Source organism: Rhodococcus sp. NBC_00294, assembly GCF_036163995.1.
GTDB lineage: Bacteria > Actinomycetota > Actinomycetes > Mycobacteriales > Mycobacteriaceae > Rhodococcoides.
This window is the reverse complement of the sequence record NZ_CP108043.1, coordinates 243,076-259,513: the sequence shown is the minus strand read 5'-3', so window position 1 is coordinate 259,513 and position 16,438 is coordinate 243,076. Positions and strand designations below refer to the sequence as shown.

The window sequence follows — 16,438 nt, the reverse complement described above, 5'->3', positions numbered from 1 at the left end:
CGGTCCCGACGTCCACGCGACGATCCGATCCGGGACGGAACGGGTGGGAGAAGCATGAGCAGTCCAGAAGTACTCGACGTCGTGGGTGTCGGTTTCGGACCTGCGAATCTCGCGCTGGCGATCGCGATCGAGGAACACAACGAGACGTGCGCGGAGCACGAGCGCGTCCGGGCGGTGTTCGTGGAACGTCAGGAGAGCTTCGGGTGGCATCCCGGCATGCTGCTCGACGGCGCGACGATGCAGATCGCGTTCCCGAAGGACCTGGTCACGTTCCGCAATCCGCGGAGCGGGTTCACCTTCTTCAACTATCTGTACGAACGCGACCGGCTCGTGGACTTCGTCAATTACCAGACGTTCTTCCCGACGCGGCACGAGTTCCACGACTACCTGTCCTGGGCTGCCGACCGGGTCGACGCCGACGTCCGCTTCAGCACGTCGGTCACAGACATCACGCAGGACGGCGACGTCCTGACCGTCCGGTGCGACGACGGCACAGTTGTGCGCACCCGCAACGTCTCGGTGGGCGCCGGGTTGACCCAGCGGGTCCCCGAGTGGGCATCGCTGTCCGCACGGTGCTTCCACAACCACGACTTCCTGCCACGTATGGCCGAGCTGCCGAAGCCGACCCACGGACGGTTCGTGGTGCTGGGCGCCGGCCAATCGGCAGCCGAGGTGGTGCAGTACCTGCACGGTCACTACCCGCACGCCGAGGTCCACAGTGTCTTCGCGCGGTACGGCTACAGCCCCGCCGACGACAGTCCCTACGCCAACCGCATCTTCGATCCGTCCGCGGTCGACGAACTGCACCGGGCACCGGCCCTCGAGCGGGAGCGGCTCATCGCGCTGCACCGCAGCACCAACTACTCGGTCGTCGACATCGAGCTGATCGAGGAGCTCTACCGCGCAGAGTACGCGGAGCGCGTCAGCGGTCACCGCCGGCTGTTCATGCGCCGCGCGTCCACCATCGACGGCGTGGTCGAGACGGCCGACGGCATCGAGGTGACCATCCGGGACAGCATCGACGGCATCGCCGACACCCTCGACTGCGACGCGCTCGTGCTCGCGACCGGCTTCCGGCCCGCGCCTCTGCGCCCGCTCCTCGGCGAACTGGCGCCCGAGGACGGCGGCCCCCGCGTCGTCACACGCGACTATCGCCTGCTGGCGACACCGGAGGCCGACACCGCCGGTGCACCCGGTGTCTACCTGCAGGGCGGCACCGAGACCACGCACGGCATCACGTCGTCGTTGCTCTCGAATGTCGCGATCAGATCCGGAGAAATCCTGAACTCCATCGTTGCGAGGCGTGCCGGTGGCGCGGTCCTTGCTAGGGTCGACACCGGTTCCACAGGCGCGGCGACCCGCGCCGAGACCGACAAGGCCCGCCGGGAACGCCCGGCATCGACGTTTGCAGTGAGCGAGGCAAGATGAGCACCAACCCGTTCGACGACGAAGACGGACGCTTCTACGTGTTGGTCAACGACGAGGATCAGCACTCGTTGTGGCCCACCTTCGCCGAGGTGCCCCAGGGATGGCGCGTCGTGTTCGGCGAGGAGAGCCGGGCAGCGTGCCTGGAGTACGTCGAGAAGAACTGGACCGACATGCGTCCCCGCAGTCTCCGCGAGGCCATGGAAGAGGACGCCGCGGGTCGTCACCGCGTCGAGAATCCCTCCTGATCTCTACTTCCAGCGCGCCGCGGACCGTCTCCGCGACCTGACCGGAAGCTTCGAGCGCACCGAGTCCGCGCGGCCCAGTCTCATGATGGGTCGACGCAGGGACTCGGTGCGTTCGACTATGCGGGGGCGGCGCAGTGTGCGCGCACCCCATTCGCCCAGCGTGACGCCGCCGGCCAGTGCGCCGCCCGTGCCCACCGCCGCCAGCAGTGCGCTGAGGCCCAGCAACGTCTGATCGTTGAGCAGGGCGAAGAGGCCGCGGTACACCGACAGACCCGGCAACAGCGGGGTGATACCGGCGACGGCGACGATCAGCGGCGGGATCAGGGCTCGGCGAGCCATGAGACCACCGGCGAAGCCGACCACCGTCGCGGCGATCGCGGACGAGAGCACCGGCCCGAAACCGACCTGCTGCGCGATGAGGAACACCAGCGCACCGGCGAAACCGCCGGCGAACGCCGCCGTGAGACCTCGGCGCTCCGCGTAGCAGGCCAGTGCGTAGAAGAGGGCCGCGAAGGCGCCGGCCAGCACCTTGGTGGGCACCTGGGCGAGGTCCGGAGGCGCGACGTTGCTCATGACTGGCAGCTCGGCGCCCAGCAGCGCCGCCAGTCGCAGGGTCGTCGCCACGCCCGCGATGATGCCGCCCGTCATCATCAACAGCTCGAAGAAGCGGGCCGCGGCGGTGATCGGGGCGCCCGTGATGGCGTCCTGCACCGAGCCGACCAGCGACAGCCCCGACAACAGCACTGTCACGCCGGCCGCGATGACCTGGGACGGCAGGATCGAGATGCCCAGCTGTTCCTGGAAGTTGTACAGCGTGATGGCGGGCGCCGACGCGATGAAACCGCCGACCACCTGCTGGAAGAAGAAGGGCAGACCGGCACGGTTCAGCACTCGGCCGACGCGGTCGATCACCATCGTCGACAGGAAGCTCACGGCGGCCACCAGCACACCGCCGCCGAGCAGGACGGAGATCGCCGCGGCCATGCCCGCCCACGCCAGGGTGGCGATCCACCGGTTGTAGGGGTGCGGTGCTCGGGTGACCTCCTTCAGCTCCGCCAGCGCGACCGCCGGTGTCGGCACCTCCAGGCGGATCTTGCGGGCGAGAGCGTCCACGTCGGCCAGGCGCGTGAAGTCCATGGACCGGTAGTGCACGATGCGCATCGTGCTTGCCGGGGGGAGGGTCGGGCCGCGGTAGGCGCTGATGACGATCGAGTTGTAGGTGACGTCCACGTCGCACCGGGCCAGGCCGTACGTCGAGGCGATGAACTGCACCTGGTTGGCGGTGTCGATGGCACCGGTCCCGGCGGCCAGGGTCACCTCACCGACACGCACCGCGAGGTCGAGCACCTCCGACACGCTGGCGTCGTCGGTGAGGTCGATGGGCTGGAGAGGACTGGGTGCACCCGCCGGGGTGTCGACGATGGCGCGTCGCTCGCCTGTCATGCGTCGTAACGTCGACGCGAAGCCCTGCAGGTAGGTCATTCCTTCTCTCGGTCCGCTCTGGTGTCCGGTTGTCCCGACGAAGGTACCGGGTCCACCCGGGTGTTCCCTGACCGAGGCGGCTCACGCCCGCACTCCGTTTTCGGCGTCCGGATGCGCCCACTCGTGGCACAGTGCTGGAACCACGTCGACCGTCGGGGGGGGCGACGACGTCCGACCCTGCAAGGACGGCCACACCGTGCGCGTGCTCCCCGGAATCTCGGCGGCCGACATCGACTACGAGAGCGTCGTGGCGTACCACCGCCACGGCACCGCGATCCGGCGAGCGCCGTACCTCATAGCGTTCGCATGCGTCCTGCTTCTCGTGAAGACCGGTGCGGATCTGGCCACCGTCCGAGGCGACCGGTTCCGTCCGCCGATCCTTCTGGTGTGCGCAGCCGTCACCGCCGCTCTCGCGCTGTGGTGGGTCCGCGGACGAATGCCGCGCCGGTGCGGATCGGTCGCGTTCGTTGCGATCGCCGACATCGTCGTCCTGGTCCCTCTGGTGATGCTGCCGCCGTCGTCGGTGATCGTCGTGCAGAGCGTGCTGTTGCTCGCTGTCGGCAACTATGCGAGTGCGTTCCACGGCCTGCGCGTGTACCTCGTGCACAGCATCCTCGTCCTCGGGGCGACGACGGCGCTGGTGCTGCGCGCGCTCGCCGTGGGGTCCGAGAGCCTGGTCGTCGTGGCCGCGACCGCGGTGGTCATCGCGTTCGTCGTGTACGGCGGATCCACGCTGAACCACGTCTTCTTCACCCAGCTTCGCGACGACGCGGTGCGGGCCTATCACGATCAGCTCACCGGGCTGCGTAATCGTCTGGGCCTGCTCGTCGACGTGGAGAAGCAGATCCATGACGCCGCCGGCACGCCAGTCGCGGTGTCGATCCTGTGCATCGATCTCGACGCGTTCAAGTCGATCAACGATCGGCACGGCCACGCGGCCGGCGACGAGGTGCTCAGACGCGCGGCCGGTCGGATCGCCGCGGTCGCCGGGGACGCCGTCAGCGCGCGGACGGGCGGGGAGGAGTTCGCCCTCGTGGTCGTCGGTGTGGGTGACCCCGGGCCGCAGATGGCGAGCGCCCTTCTCGACGCCATTCACCGCCCCGACGATCCCACCCCCGTCACTGCGTCCATCGGTGTGGCCACCGTTCCCCTGCCGGACGGCCGCATCGATACTCGGGACCTTCTGGACACGGTCCTCGCCTCTGCTGATCGAGCCATGTACGAGGCGAAACGGTGCGGTGGTCATCGCGCAGCCGTCGCGACGGGCGACGACGTGCACTGCCTCTGACGACCGGAAACCGTCCTATACCTCGTTCGGTCGGTCTTTTTCGGGCTCTGTTCCCGCAATGACCGTGTCGACCGGGGATCGTGTGCCTACCATTGCGGTCGACGACGGTGTGGGGACCACCGTCGACACTGTTGTCCGTTTCGATGCAAGGCTGGCTCGAGTGCGTGTTCTCCGCGAATGGTGGTCGTCCGACATCGACTACGCGTGGGTCGCCAATTACCACCGGACCCACGCCTACCTGAGGTCGGCGCCGTACTTCATCAGCGCGGCCTGCTTCCTGCTCGCAGTGAAGACGGTCGCGGATCTGATCACAGCCCGTGACGCCGGACTCGGCGCATCCGGGTGGGTGTTCGCCGTGGCCACCGTCGTCTCCATCGCGCTCGGTCTGATGTGGGGGCGCGGCCACTTCCTCTCCCGGACGTGGTCGCTGCGCTTCGTCATCATCGGCGACGTCACCATCGCCGCGGTGCTGTTCGCGCTGCCGCCCTCCCAGATCGTCGTCATCTCCGCCGCGCTGTTGGTGACGGTGGGGAACTACGCCAATGCGTTCCACGGCGTGCGCGTCTTCGTCTGCCACGAGGCCTGGGCCATCGGCGTCGCCGGGCTGCTGTTCCTCCGACTGGTGACCACCACGTCGGTGGAGGTGTCCGCTGCCGTGTCGACCCTGGTCACCGTCCTCGTGGTCCTCTTCGCCGCGTCGTCGCTCAATCACCTGTTCTTCACCGCACTGCGTGACGACGCGGCGCGCGCGTTCTACGACCAGCTGACCGGTCTCCGGAACAGACGCGGGTTGCTCGTCGACGTCGAGTCGATGCTCCGCAGCGCGCGACTCGCACCCGCCGACGGCGCCACCGTCGTGTCCGCCGTCTGCCTCGATCTCGACGCCTTCAAGTCCGTCAACGACCGCTTCGGCCACACCATCGGCGACGACGTCCTCCGCAGCGCCGCCGCCCGGATCGGTCGGGTGTCCTTCGACGCCGTCTCCGCGCGCATCGGCGGCGAGGAGTTCCTGGTCGTCGTCGCCGGCGACGAGTCGAGGGGACCGGCGGTCGCCCGCGCGTTGCTGCACGCCATCCATCGAGACGATGACGCGACACCGATCTCCGCATCCATCGGGGTGGCGTCCCTACCCCTGTCGCACGCCCGCGGCGACACCGCCGTGATGCTCAACAGCCTGCTCGATCGCGCCGACGCCGCCATGTACCAGGCGAAGCGGCAGGGCGGGAACAGGGTCAGCGTCGCCGACCCCGGAACCGACGGGGTGGGCGGGCGCCGGCAGGAGGGGCTCTCGTTATGATGGTGCCGCTCGGTTCGCCGGGCACGCCTCCTTAGCTCAGTGGTAGAGCACTCGCCTTGTAAGCGAAAGGTCGTCAGTTCAATCCTGACAGGAGGCTCAAGTTAAAGACGCCGTGACCTGCGGTTTCGCGATTCGGACCGCTTCACGGAAATGGGCGGCAGGGCCCCGATGTCACGAGTTGTCACAAGTCACTCGGAACTGCTTCACAGAGGGTCGAAATCGGGGCGTACGGACGTGATCAGTCCCCGTGAAGGTCCGACATCGTTTGGAGGCTCTGGGCCGCGATCTTGAGAGCGTCGTTCGGGGCGTGAGCGTACGTGCGCATCGTGAAGGCAGAATCCGCGTGGCCCAGCCACGCCGAGATGACGGCTATGGGAACGTTCTGCAGGTGCATCAACGTCGCGCAGGTGTGGCGCGCATCGTGCAACCTGATCTGCGGCACCCCGGCGCGCTTACACGCCGTCTGCCAGAAGTTGGACAATGTGTCGGGGTGGTAGGCGTGGCCAAGTACGTCGCACACAATATGGGTGCCCGGCCCATAGTTCGCACCGGCAGCGGCGCTCTCGAGGTCCTGACGCTCACGGGCGGCGATCAGAGCGGCGGTCAGCACCGGGGTCAGCGGAAGATCGCGGTTCGACCGTTCGGTCTTGGTCAGTCCGTCCACGGCCTGACCCGCGACAGACACTCGGTTGTTGCGGATCGACATGACGCCGGCGTCCAGGTCGACGTCGGACCACCGAAGACCGCAGATTTCACCGCGGCGCAGGCCGGACAAGGCCAGGTTCCACGCGTGTCCCACTCGATCGGTCTGCGCGAAAGCCAACATCTGGCGCATCTCCTCGACAGAGAACGTTCGCATCTGCGGCTGGGTGCGCGGCAGTCGATCCACCAACAAGGCGACGTTCCGCACCAGCAGTCCCTGTTTGACGAGGTCGGTCAGCACCGCCGAGATGATGTTGAGCATGGGATTGATGGACTGCGGGCTCCACGGTCGACGCACCGAATGGGGTGTCATCGGTGTTCCGCCGGCGGCGAGTGCGGTCACAAGCAAGTCGAGGTGGCCCTTGGTCAATCTCTGTACCGGCATAGATCCATGAGATTGCCTCAGCGGTTCGAGCGCGTGCCGATAGGCGTTCTTCGTCGTGGGTCTCACCCGCCGGCCCGCGAGCCATGCCTCGCAGACTTCGTCGACGGACAGAGCGCTACCCGAGACGTGAACACCACGGTTGACCTCGTCGGTCACGCGGGCCAGATACGCGCGAGCGTCCTTTTCGGTGTCGAATCGCCGTCGGGACTGTGATCGCGTCGTATGGAGATATGTGGATCCGTCAGGTCGGAGGCGCGGTACCTCTCGCGTTCCAGCGTCGACGGTGACCTGGTATCGGACGACGTCTTTCCCCGTACGGCGATCGGTGACCGAGATCTTGCGGATCTGCGGAGGTAGTTGGTTCCTAGCCATCGACCGACTGAGCCGAACTGGCAGCGGAACTTCTCGGTGCTCCCGAGATCCGCGTCGATCGCGTACTCGATGAGCGATCACCCACGGGGGAGTCCATCTCCGACGGTCATGCCGAGCCCGGCCATGGTGTCCCGATGCGCTGCTGTCTGCTTGAGCGCGTTCTCGTAGATGATCTCCAGGGCTTCGATCTGGTCGGACGATTCGTTGTTCTCGAGTGCCCTCTGCAGCTGCTTGCGCGCGCTACGCATCGCGGTAATCGAGCGGTGCCATTCGTGAGTCAGCGTCGTACGGTCTCTGCGGGCATCGAACTGGCGGCGCACGAACACCGGAACCGGCTGCCCGGTTGCTTCGTCGGACCATCCCGAATCCTCGAGTATCAACAGGCCGCTTTCTCCTCCCACCCACCTGACGGCGTCGTGGGATTCCTGGGAAACACCAGGGAGCACGTCCACAGTTCCGCGGGGAAGATCAGGGAACAGCAGCTGGGCCGGCGCCACGTCGAGCGCTGCGGCCAATGCGAGGAGGTCAGCGACGTCGAGCCCCCTCCGCCGCCCTGTCTCCAGGTCGGAGATCACCGCCCTCGAGATGGGGTGGCCGAGTTCGGCAGTGCGGTCGGAGAGTGCCTGCCCGGACATCGGCGGGGTCGCCGACGTCCGAAGTCGGCGGACCTCGGCCCCCGTTCGATCCACGATCGTTTGGGCCCAGCTTTGCGTCATGAACACGCACTCTACCGCCTTCTGCTGGTTCTCTTGCGGTGATTACACGCGTCCGCTAGTTTGTGGTGGAACCACGTGGACACACCGTATTCAGCGGAACGGATGTGGTGAATCAACGCAGCGGAGGGTGTCATGACGAGACAGCTGTTCAGCGTGCAAGAGGGTATGGACCGCACCGGCCTGGGCCGGTCCAACTTCTTCAACAAGCTCGCGTCCGGTGAGATCAAGAGCATCAAGGTGGGCAAGCGCCGCCTCATACCGGATACCGCGATCGACGAGTACATCGAACGCCTCGAGGCGCAGGCTTCTTTGTCGACGGATGTCGCATGAGCTGAGGTACGCCCCGAACAAAACGACGCCCCCGGCGCATCTCGGTGTTACCAGCACCGAGGCCGAGGGCGTCCAAACCGCCTCACATCAGATCGGAGGTTCTGCTATTCAACCTTAGGTCATTCCTGCTCGTCCTTCAATGGTGAATATTGACGGGCCGAGCCGCACATCAGCTATTCGGCTGATGGTGCTGAACGCTGGGCCCCTTTGGTGTCCGCGTCCGTCGTTCTCTGGCAGAGCCCGACGATAACCAGCCTGCCGCCGTTGCCTGTGCACCCTGTAGCGATCCCCGGAGACCGGCCCCGGGGCACCATGCCGTCGACTGATCATTGATGACGTGGCGATACCGAAAGCCACGCGCCCATCCGGGTGCGGGGCCAGAGGGCGTGGAGCGGACAACGTGGGTGCGGACATTGGGGGTCACCCCTGGGGGGTCCGGGTGTGGCAGCACGTAGTCCGATGAAGTAGACGGGACCACCCTCCATACCAACAGTTTTCAGGTTCACTGCTCGGAGACCGAATCTGTGGATCCGGCCAACGGTCGACTCCGGTGCGGGTTCGTTGACAACAGTGAGAGTTACCAGTGATTGCAGTATCGGCGGTGTTGTCACCATCGACCGCTACCCCAGTAATGGTGGCATTGCTGGTATTACGTCCCGTGCGGGTGTCACGTCCCAGTCAGTCATTACCGGTATCGGACTCTTCACTGGGGTGGCATGTATGGAGGTACGCGCCGCCACTTCTCCGATACAGCCATCACTTACTTTTCTTCCTACACCCGTATTGCAGGTATTGCGGGTACTGGAAGTCTCTTTCTTCGAACTTCCGACACATGAGAGGACACACATGCCACACAACGTGATCGCCTTCTGCAACCAAAAGGGTGGCGTAGGCAAGACGACGACCACCTTCCACATCGTGGATGCCGCTCGTCGAGCCGGCCACCGAGTCCTGGCACTGGATATGGACCCCCAGGGAAACCTGAGCACCGTGCTTAGTGCCGGTGAGCCGGCACCTGGCGACGCAGGGATGGCGGACGCGTTGTCGGACCGGTCGGCCGCCACCCTCGCAGACGTCGTGGCGCCGTCCATCTGGGACGGAGTGGACCTGGTCGCCACCGACCCGAACTCGGAATCCCTCGCCTTCGTGCGGGATGAGCTGATTCTCGGCGGCGCAGGACGCGAACGGCGACTTCGCGATGCGCTGGAGTCACTCGCTCCGCAGTATGGACTGGTGGTGATCGACTGTCCGCCGAGTCTGGACCTGTTGACAATCAACGCTCTGGTGGCAGCCCGGCGAGCGCTCGTGGTCAGTCAGTCCGCGCTCTTCTCCGCGAACGGTCTGGCACGGCTACGACGCACCATCGACGTGGTGCGCCGCAGCTACAACCCGACGCTGGAGCTGGTGGGCGCGATCATCAACCTCCACGAACGCAACACCATTGCTGGTCGCGAGCAGCTGGCGGAGATCGCCGACTGCATCACGATCATCGGAGACCCGGTACCGAAGCGGGTCGTTTTGAAGGACTCCTCCGAGGCGCAGACCAGTTTGCTCGACTGGGGGACGACGGACGCCCGCAATCTGGCGAGCATCTACCGCCGCACTTCGGAGTTGCTCATGGAAGGTGTCGGCCATGGTGCGTCCTGAGCGTCTGAAGAGCAGCTTGGGCAACTCGAGCCCACTTGACCCGGTGTCCGAGGTGGCTCCAGGTACGGCCGCCGCTGCTCCAGCGCCACCGGCGGGGGACAAGCCCGCCAAGACCAAGCGGACGTTCTACTTCTACGTCGAGACCAGTGAGCGACTTCTGAATGCGGCCGAGGCGCTGATGGCAACACCAGGAGCACCTCGCGGCCCGTCCGACCTTGCTGCAGAGGCGGTGGAGCGGTACGTCGATTATCTGGAGGCCACTCACAACCAAGGCCAGCCGTTCGCACAACGAAGTGGGCCGCTTCAGCGGGGGCCGCGCGTTCGGTAGCTCGCTATGGCAACGCCGGTTGTTGGACTCGTTAATTTCACTTAACGCACCCACACCGGCGAAGTAGCAGTTCAGTACAGTTTTAGACCGCTATTGTGTCGGACATGGGGTCTACGCTGACGGTATGGAGTCTCGACCTGCCGAAACGACCCCCGGAGGCCCTCCGGCAGCCGTCTTACTGCCCCCGGAGGGCGACGCAGCGCCGACGATCCCCGCGGCGGTGACCGCACGCATCGCCGCTGCGGTGGAGTCATCCCGGTCAGCTGGAACCCGTCGCGCCTACGCCTCTGGGTGGCGACGGTTCACCGACTGGTGCATCCGAAACGGGCACGTCGCACTGCCGGCGCACCCAGTCACGGTCGCTGCGTACCTCGTGGACGCTGCCGACACCGTCACTGCGGCGGGGGAGAGGGCCTACGCCGCAGGCACTCTGTCGGCGTGGGCATCCGCGATCAATCACTTCCACCAGACCTCCGGACATGCCTCGCCCACGAAGCATCACCTCGTCACTGCTGCGCTGGTGGGTATCCGACGGCAGTACGCCACTGCCGGCGATCGACCCCGCACCCAACGGGCACCACTTCTCGTCTCCGACATTCGGCACCTCGTTGACGTCGCCCGCGCCCAGTGCGACGGGTGGGCCGACGACGTGTACGAACGCCGCGACAGCGCATTGCTGCTCCTCGGTTTTGCCGGAGCGTTCCGCCGCTCCGAGCTCGCTGACCTCGAATGCCGCGACGTCAGCCTGCACCGCGAGGACGGCTTGCACATCCGGCTGCGGAAGACGAAGACCGACCAAGAAGGCCGCGGCGTCGTCCGGGCGCTGCCGAGCACCGACTCCCACGCCACCTGCCCACCTTGTGCGTACGTGCGGTGGGTCCGAGTCGTATCAGCCTGCGACGCTGGCGGTCGAGCCTCCGTCATCCGAATGCTCCGTGGTCGGGACTCGTTCGAGGACCATGTATGCAGCGGGGGAGCACCTCGCGTTGCTGCGCGGGCACCGCTGTTCCGAGCCATTGCCAAGAACGGCAACCTTGGAACCACACCACTGTCCGGAGCCGCGATCCACAAAACTATCCGCCGCCGCGCGGAGCGCGCCGGCTACGACGCCACTGTTGTGTCCCAACTCGGCGGGCACTCCCTCCGATCCGGGTTCGTCACCCAAGCCTTTCGCAATGGCGCGGATGCGCACGCCATCATGCGGCAGACCGGCCACACCACACCCGCCATGCTCGAACGCTACGCACGCGAGAACACGCCGCTGATGGGCAATGCGGTGACCAAGATCGGCCTGTGACTGCGCTGTACTGAAGTGTAAAACCGTCATTCGTGTGCAAAACTGAAGTAACGTGCTAGTGTCGTGTCACGATCAAGGAGGACGGCTTGGATGCTGGACGCCGCTGGGCTCTCGAGATGCTCGGCACGCACGGACCGCTCATCAGGGACCGGATACCGGCTCTGATCAAAGCGGAACACAACGGATCGCTGGGGGCGCAAGATGCGTCCGGTCATCGTTCAACAGGGCATTACGGCCTGTTCTGGCGTGGAATCCTGGAGAAGTTCGAGGAATTTGGCCAATTGCCCGGAGCGACGTTGGTTAGGCCAGACAAGGCCCCTTACAAGATCCCTGTCGTAAATGGAGTCGCCGTATTTCCCTGGCGCTACTCGCCATCGATCAAGCGTGACATGGCGTCGGTTCGGTTCGGTACCTCTGACTCGCGAACTGCGGTCTCTGATCTACGTCCGCCGTCGCTGCAGGGCGAGCTCGATCTCGATGTCCCGGACCCGCAACTGACGGACGAAGAACGCTCACTCGTCGACAGCTTCGAAAGCTACGTCAAGGATCCCGTTGTCGATTCCGGTCGCCTGGTGCTGGTCGCGATCTGCAGCTCTGTACGTGGACTCAATGCCGCACAATGGGGCGAAGCAGTGCTGGACTCCAACGGGTTTGTCTCCTGGGTCGCACAACCCGAAGACCTGCTTGTGCTTCCCGAGATGCGACCAGTCTCGACATCGCCGGTCGGAACCTTTGCGTCCGGGCCTATCCCGAACAAGTTCCCAATCTCTGGCTCGGACAAAGCATCAGGGTCCAATGAGTGACGACCGTCCTCAGCTTCACCTGTTCGGTTCCGATGACGGCGGTTCGGACGTCGTCGCACGAGGCTTCGAACCTGCCAGACTCACTCAGGCCCGAGTGCTCGCTGAACTCACCAAGGCTGAACTGGCCGAGCGAGTATCGGTTTCACCAGCGGCTATCGGCCAGTTCGAGGCTGGAATCACGCGGCCACGTGCCGATATCGTCGACACGCTGAGCCGCGTGCTAGAAGTGCCACCGGAGTACTTTGCCACTGGGCGACCTGTGGGGAGACTCGATGCTGCCGACGCTCACTTTCGAAGTTTGCGATCTACGCGAGCCAAAGATCGCTCGAAGGCGGCCGCTCATGCGGAGCAGATCTGGGAACTGAGCCACGCTTTGGAAAAGCGCGTCAAATTCCCTGACCTCGCTCTTCCTTCAATCCATCCTGATGCAACGCCAGCACAGGCAGCCAAGACGTTGAGAGACTTCTGGTCGCTGCCAAGAGGCCCGGTGTCTCATCTCGCAGCATTGATGGAGTCCAACGGGATAATCGTTTGCTTGATTTCAATGACCGACGACGCGTTCGGACGTGTCAAGGCCTACTCCACCGACGCGCTCGGCCGCCCGATCGTCATTGTCACCCCGGAACGCTTCAAGTCGGTTCATGAATACCGTTTCACCTGCGCACACGAACTGGGCCACCTGCTACTCCATCCGAACGCGTTACCAGGTGACCGTCAACAGGAGCGCGAAGCCGATCAGTTCGCGGCTGAATTCCTTACACCACGCGTCGAAATTGAGCCGCTGTTGCCCAAGACGGTACGAATCCCAGCGTTGGACGCACTCAGCCAAACCTGGGGGGTCTCGATCGAATCGCTGATCTACCGCATGGGTGAACTCCGTCTGGTGTCCGAAGCATCGATACGGCGCGCTCATCAACGGTTAGCTAGCATGGCCGGTCTTCGTAGGGAAGAGGCGTTGGTGGCGTTCCCCGGCGAGGTTCCGAGTCTCCTCCGGGATGCTCTCGCGCTCGCCGAATCCACCAACTACATGCGAGATCAATTGGCGGCTGAGTTGTGCTGGTCGGATGCGCATTTAAGTGCCATGCTCGGCGACGTCGACACCCGACCGAGATTGACAGTCGTGCGCGAGCCCACCGCGTAAGGGCGCGGTATCTGGTGCTCAATGAAGGATCACCTAGCTGGGGTGGGTGACCTGCAGCCGCGGTTCACAGTCGGAGATTCGGCGCTGCCTCTGATCTGCGATGGTGGTCGCTTCCGACCCGCACTACGCCGATATCGCGCACCCGACTTCGGGTGCATCGGAGTGGATACTCCTGCAAAACGGTCCTGTGACCCAGTTGGCCAGCTCGTGCGGCACCTGCCGGCATGTGGCGGTGGTGACTTTCACAGTCTTGATGCCGATGGTTTTGAGGTAAGAACGTTGCGTTAGCTCCTGGGCGCGGGAGCCTGCCGCGCGGTTTCACGCGATCAGGAGATGTGTCGCGCCCAGAAGTTGTCGTTCGCCCACCCTTGCGGGACGCCCATTCCGTCTAGATTCATCCGTGGTCGGGTGTGGAGGAGTGAGTGAAGTCGTCTCGCCCAGCTGCTACGGGGGGAGACAGAGTCAAGGGTAGATTGTAGAGACACGAGTACTGGGTACAGACGCTTTCGTGACCGCTCCGGTAGAGCGTCGAATCCGCTCAGCCAGGAGATCGCTGATGAGTTCGGGATCGCTGGATAGACGCCGAGTCCGACATTCCACAGCCGCCCATGGTGTGCGCACACATTTCTTACACGCACATACGTTTGAAGCCAAGACTCAAGCACTGGTGCTGTCAGGCCGACGCTGGCTGCGACGGCCGTCCGGTCAGCGCGCCGTTGCAGGTTACGGTAGGTGCTGGTCAGCTGTCCGATCGTCAAGGTTTCGACCATGAGCCATGAGGGCGGGAGTTCAGGTGATTGATACGTGGTCAGGTAGTGCTCGAGCGCGGAACGGTGGACCAGGACGTCGTCGCCACGCTCCGGTGATCCACGCAACCGCGAGTCGCAACTCTCCCGGACGATCCTGAGGAGTCCGTCGTGTTTGCCGGCGTCCTGCATGTGTTCCGGGTTCAGATACCAGTGCGGATCGTGGTAGATCGTCGACATGTTGTCGGTCAGCGCTGCACGGACGGCGACTTCGACGCGTTCGAGCGCATCCAAGACGAGCAGTCGCAGCGCACGGTCGAAGGCATAGAGGTCGAGTACGTCGTCGAACGAGGTGTGCTCGCGAAAGAAATGGTCAGGTCGCCCCGACTGGAACGGAATCGTGTAGGGCGATAGTCGGTAGTAGCCGATATGGCGTAAATACCGCTCGGCTCGGTCCGGGTCAGAGATGAGTAGGCCGCGTTGGGAGAGACGACCGACGAGGTCGTTGAGGGCCAGTGCCGGCTTGTTGTAGTCGAGGGAGCCGCGCGGCCGGATCGGCCGCTGCGAACCAGATCGTCGAGGCACCCCGCGCTCCCTACAGGTGGCAGAAAAAATCCCCCAAGTGCGCATCGTTGAGAGGCGTGGGGGATGTAGTTCCGCCAACTTAGCACGAACGAAGCATTGGCCGCGATGGATCACCAGTGTCTGGGTACCGGTTTGTCCTACGTCGTGCGATTGTCCGCTCTGACCGTAACGTCTGGACCAGTCTGTTCGATCTTCACGTCGGCGCGGTCCGCGTCGACTTTCTCGCCTTGATCAAGGAACGCGATGACCCGTCCGCATGACCCGTCTTACAACTACCCCGGCAATCTCGTACCTGCCCAGAGTCGTCGACGCCGTCGGTGGCCGTGGATCACCCTGGCAGTTTTGGTGTTTTTCTTCGTGGTGGGCCACTTCGCCCCGCCCGACACGGACCCGGCCACAGCACCGGTGGCAGAGAAGGCCGCCACCAGCGCCCCGACCACGTCTACGCCGCCGCCGGTCACGACTATCGCCGAGGCAGTTGCGGCCACTTTGCTGGCCGCTCCGAACACTGCACGAGTAGTTGAGTCCCCGGCGGCTGCGACTGCCGCGCTCACTCAGTTGTCCACACTCGAGGTCAAGGGCAGAGCCCCCAAGACCGGGTACGACCGAGGCAACTTCGGTCAGGCCTGGTCCGACGACGTCACCGTCGACGCCGGCCACAACGGATGCGACACCCGTAACGACGTCCTGCGGCGCGACCTCACCTCCGTCGTCGCCACCGCAGTGTCCCGCGGCTGCACGGTGACCGCCGGCGTCCTCGCCGACCCGTACACCGGAACCTCCGTCTCGTTCACCCGCGGACAGACGTCCTCGACGGACGTGCAGATCGATCACGTGGTCGCCCTGTCCGACGCCTGGCAGAAGGGCGCGCAGCAGCTCGACACCACCACGCTGCGGAACTTCGCCAACGACCCCCGCAACCTGCAGGCAGTCAGTGGCCCGATCAACGCAGCGAAGAGCGACGGGGACGCCGCGACGTGGCTGCCGCCGAACAAGGCCTTCCGGTGCACCTACGTCGCACGCCAGGTCGAGGTCAAGGCTGACTACCGGCTCTGGGTGACCGACGCCGAACGCGACGCCATCGCCGGCATCCTCACCGACTGCGGCGGCACACCCATACCGACGACCACGGTGGCGCCCACCACCATCATCCCCACCGAAGTCGCGGCGGCTCCGCCGACCGTCGAACCGGTCGTGGTCCCGATGGCGGTGCCGGACCCGGTCCCGGCGTACACACCTGCACCGGAGCCCGTCTACACCTCAGCACCGGAACCGCCCAGCAGCAGTAGTGACGGCGGGTACGGCGGCGGGTCGTGCGGCGGCGACTCCTACATCAACTCCGCCGGTAACTGCGTCCAGTCGCCGATGTCCGCGCCGTCGGCCCCGGCAGGTGCCTCGGCGCAGTGCAACGACGGCACCTATTCCTTCTCCCAGTCACGCCGCGGGACCTGCTCCGGGCACGGCGGCGTCGGAACGTGGCTCTGACCCGTACAGAGGGCGGGACTCGGACGGCCGCAACACGCACCGACCGAGTCGGCTCGCCGACACCAGTGGCGGGGTGAGGTGACAGAGCGCCCTGAAAGTGGGTCGCGGGCGGGTTAGGTCGGCCCGACAACCCGACTGACGCAGTACCTGATCAACTTTTG

At 65.1% G+C, this 16,438-nt stretch carries 14 protein-coding genes and 1 tRNA gene; 11 read left to right on the top strand and 4 right to left on the bottom strand.

Going from position 1 to position 16,438, the window contains the following annotated elements; all coding sequences use genetic code 11:
• Window positions 1-54 precede the first annotated feature (54 nt).
• On the top strand, window positions 55-1,428 hold the full coding sequence (locus OHB23_RS01250) for a lysine N(6)-hydroxylase/L-ornithine N(5)-oxygenase family protein (RefSeq protein WP_328810666.1): 1,374 nt from the start codon (window positions 55-57) through the stop codon (window positions 1,426-1,428).
• The gene (locus OHB23_RS01245; protein WP_027506921.1) at window positions 1,425-1,673 is read left to right on the top strand and encodes an MbtH family protein; all 249 of its coding nucleotides are present in this window, start codon (window positions 1,425-1,427) and stop codon (window positions 1,671-1,673) included. Before OHB23_RS01250 ends, OHB23_RS01245 begins: the two co-directional genes overlap by 4 nt.
• Before the next feature lie 3 nt (window positions 1,674-1,676).
• Here the strand turns inward: OHB23_RS01245 and OHB23_RS01240 are convergent, their stop codons facing one another.
• On the bottom strand, window positions 1,677-3,146 hold the full coding sequence (locus tag OHB23_RS01240; RefSeq protein ID WP_373425300.1) for a threonine/serine ThrE exporter family protein: 1,470 nt from the start codon (window positions 3,144-3,146) through the stop codon (window positions 1,677-1,679).
• Window positions 3,147-3,351: 205 nt separating this feature from the next.
• On the opposite strand from OHB23_RS01240, the gene OHB23_RS01235 reads away from it, so the two are divergent.
• The 3 genes from OHB23_RS01235 to OHB23_RS01225 all read left to right on the top strand — a co-directional run bounded on the left by OHB23_RS01235 (window position 3,352) and on the right by OHB23_RS01225 (window position 5,837).
• Entirely contained in the window at window positions 3,352-4,443 is a 1,092-nt protein-coding gene (locus tag OHB23_RS01235) for a GGDEF domain-containing protein (protein ID WP_328810665.1), read from the top strand.
• 160 nt (window positions 4,444-4,603) lie between these two features.
• Window positions 4,604-5,740, top strand: coding sequence for a GGDEF domain-containing protein (locus OHB23_RS01230; RefSeq protein ID WP_328810664.1), 1,137 nt, complete (start codon window positions 4,604-4,606; stop codon window positions 5,738-5,740).
• Between the two features lie 25 nt (window positions 5,741-5,765).
• Window positions 5,766-5,837: transfer RNA gene (locus OHB23_RS01225), tRNA-Thr, on the top strand.
• A 141-nt stretch (window positions 5,838-5,978) separates the two neighbouring features.
• Here the strand turns inward: OHB23_RS01225 and OHB23_RS01220 are convergent.
• A complete protein-coding gene (locus tag OHB23_RS01220) occupies window positions 5,979-6,755 on the bottom strand; it encodes a tyrosine-type recombinase/integrase (protein ID WP_328810663.1) in 777 nt (258 codons plus the stop codon).
• A gap of 521 nt (window positions 6,756-7,276) precedes the next feature.
• The gene (locus OHB23_RS01215; protein ID WP_328810662.1) at window positions 7,277-7,774 is read right to left on the bottom strand and encodes an XRE family transcriptional regulator; all 498 of its coding nucleotides are present in this window, start codon (window positions 7,772-7,774) and stop codon (window positions 7,277-7,279) included.
• A 273-nt stretch (window positions 7,775-8,047) separates the two neighbouring features.
• Here OHB23_RS01215 and OHB23_RS01210 point away from each other — a divergent pair, with 273 nt between their 5' ends.
• From OHB23_RS01210 to OHB23_RS01190, 5 genes are all read left to right on the top strand, one after another.
• A complete protein-coding gene (locus OHB23_RS01210) occupies window positions 8,048-8,245 on the top strand; it encodes an excisionase family DNA-binding protein (protein ID WP_027506918.1) in 198 nt (65 codons plus the stop codon).
• An 846-nt stretch (window positions 8,246-9,091) separates the two neighbouring features.
• Window positions 9,092-9,892 (top strand): ParA family protein, encoded by an 801-nt coding sequence (locus OHB23_RS01205; protein ID WP_328810661.1) that lies wholly within the window; start codon window positions 9,092-9,094, stop codon window positions 9,890-9,892.
• Between the two features lie 452 nt (window positions 9,893-10,344).
• Complete coding sequence (locus tag OHB23_RS01200; protein ID WP_328810660.1) at window positions 10,345-11,517, top strand: site-specific integrase; 1,173 nt, start codon at window positions 10,345-10,347, stop codon at window positions 11,515-11,517.
• Window positions 11,518-11,603: 86 nt separating this feature from the next.
• On the top strand, window positions 11,604-12,320 hold the full coding sequence (locus OHB23_RS01195; RefSeq protein ID WP_328810659.1) for a hypothetical protein: 717 nt from the start codon (window positions 11,604-11,606) through the stop codon (window positions 12,318-12,320).
• Window positions 12,313-13,461, top strand: coding sequence for an XRE family transcriptional regulator (locus OHB23_RS01190; protein WP_328810658.1), 1,149 nt, complete (start codon window positions 12,313-12,315; stop codon window positions 13,459-13,461). Before OHB23_RS01195 ends, OHB23_RS01190 begins: the two co-directional genes overlap by 8 nt.
• 326 nt (window positions 13,462-13,787) lie before the next feature.
• Here the strand turns inward: OHB23_RS01190 and OHB23_RS01185 are convergent, their stop codons facing one another.
• Window positions 13,788-14,792, bottom strand: coding sequence for an Abi family protein (locus OHB23_RS01185; protein WP_328810657.1), 1,005 nt, complete (start codon window positions 14,790-14,792; stop codon window positions 13,788-13,790).
• A 243-nt stretch (window positions 14,793-15,035) separates the two neighbouring features.
• Here OHB23_RS01185 and OHB23_RS01180 point away from each other — a divergent pair, with 243 nt between their 5' ends.
• Window positions 15,036-16,277 carry a DUF3761 domain-containing protein gene (locus tag OHB23_RS01180; protein ID WP_328810656.1) on the top strand — a complete coding sequence of 414 codons (1,242 nt, stop codon included), beginning with the start codon at window positions 15,036-15,038 and terminating at the stop codon, window positions 16,275-16,277.
• The last annotated feature ends 161 nt before the right edge of the window (window positions 16,278-16,438 follow it).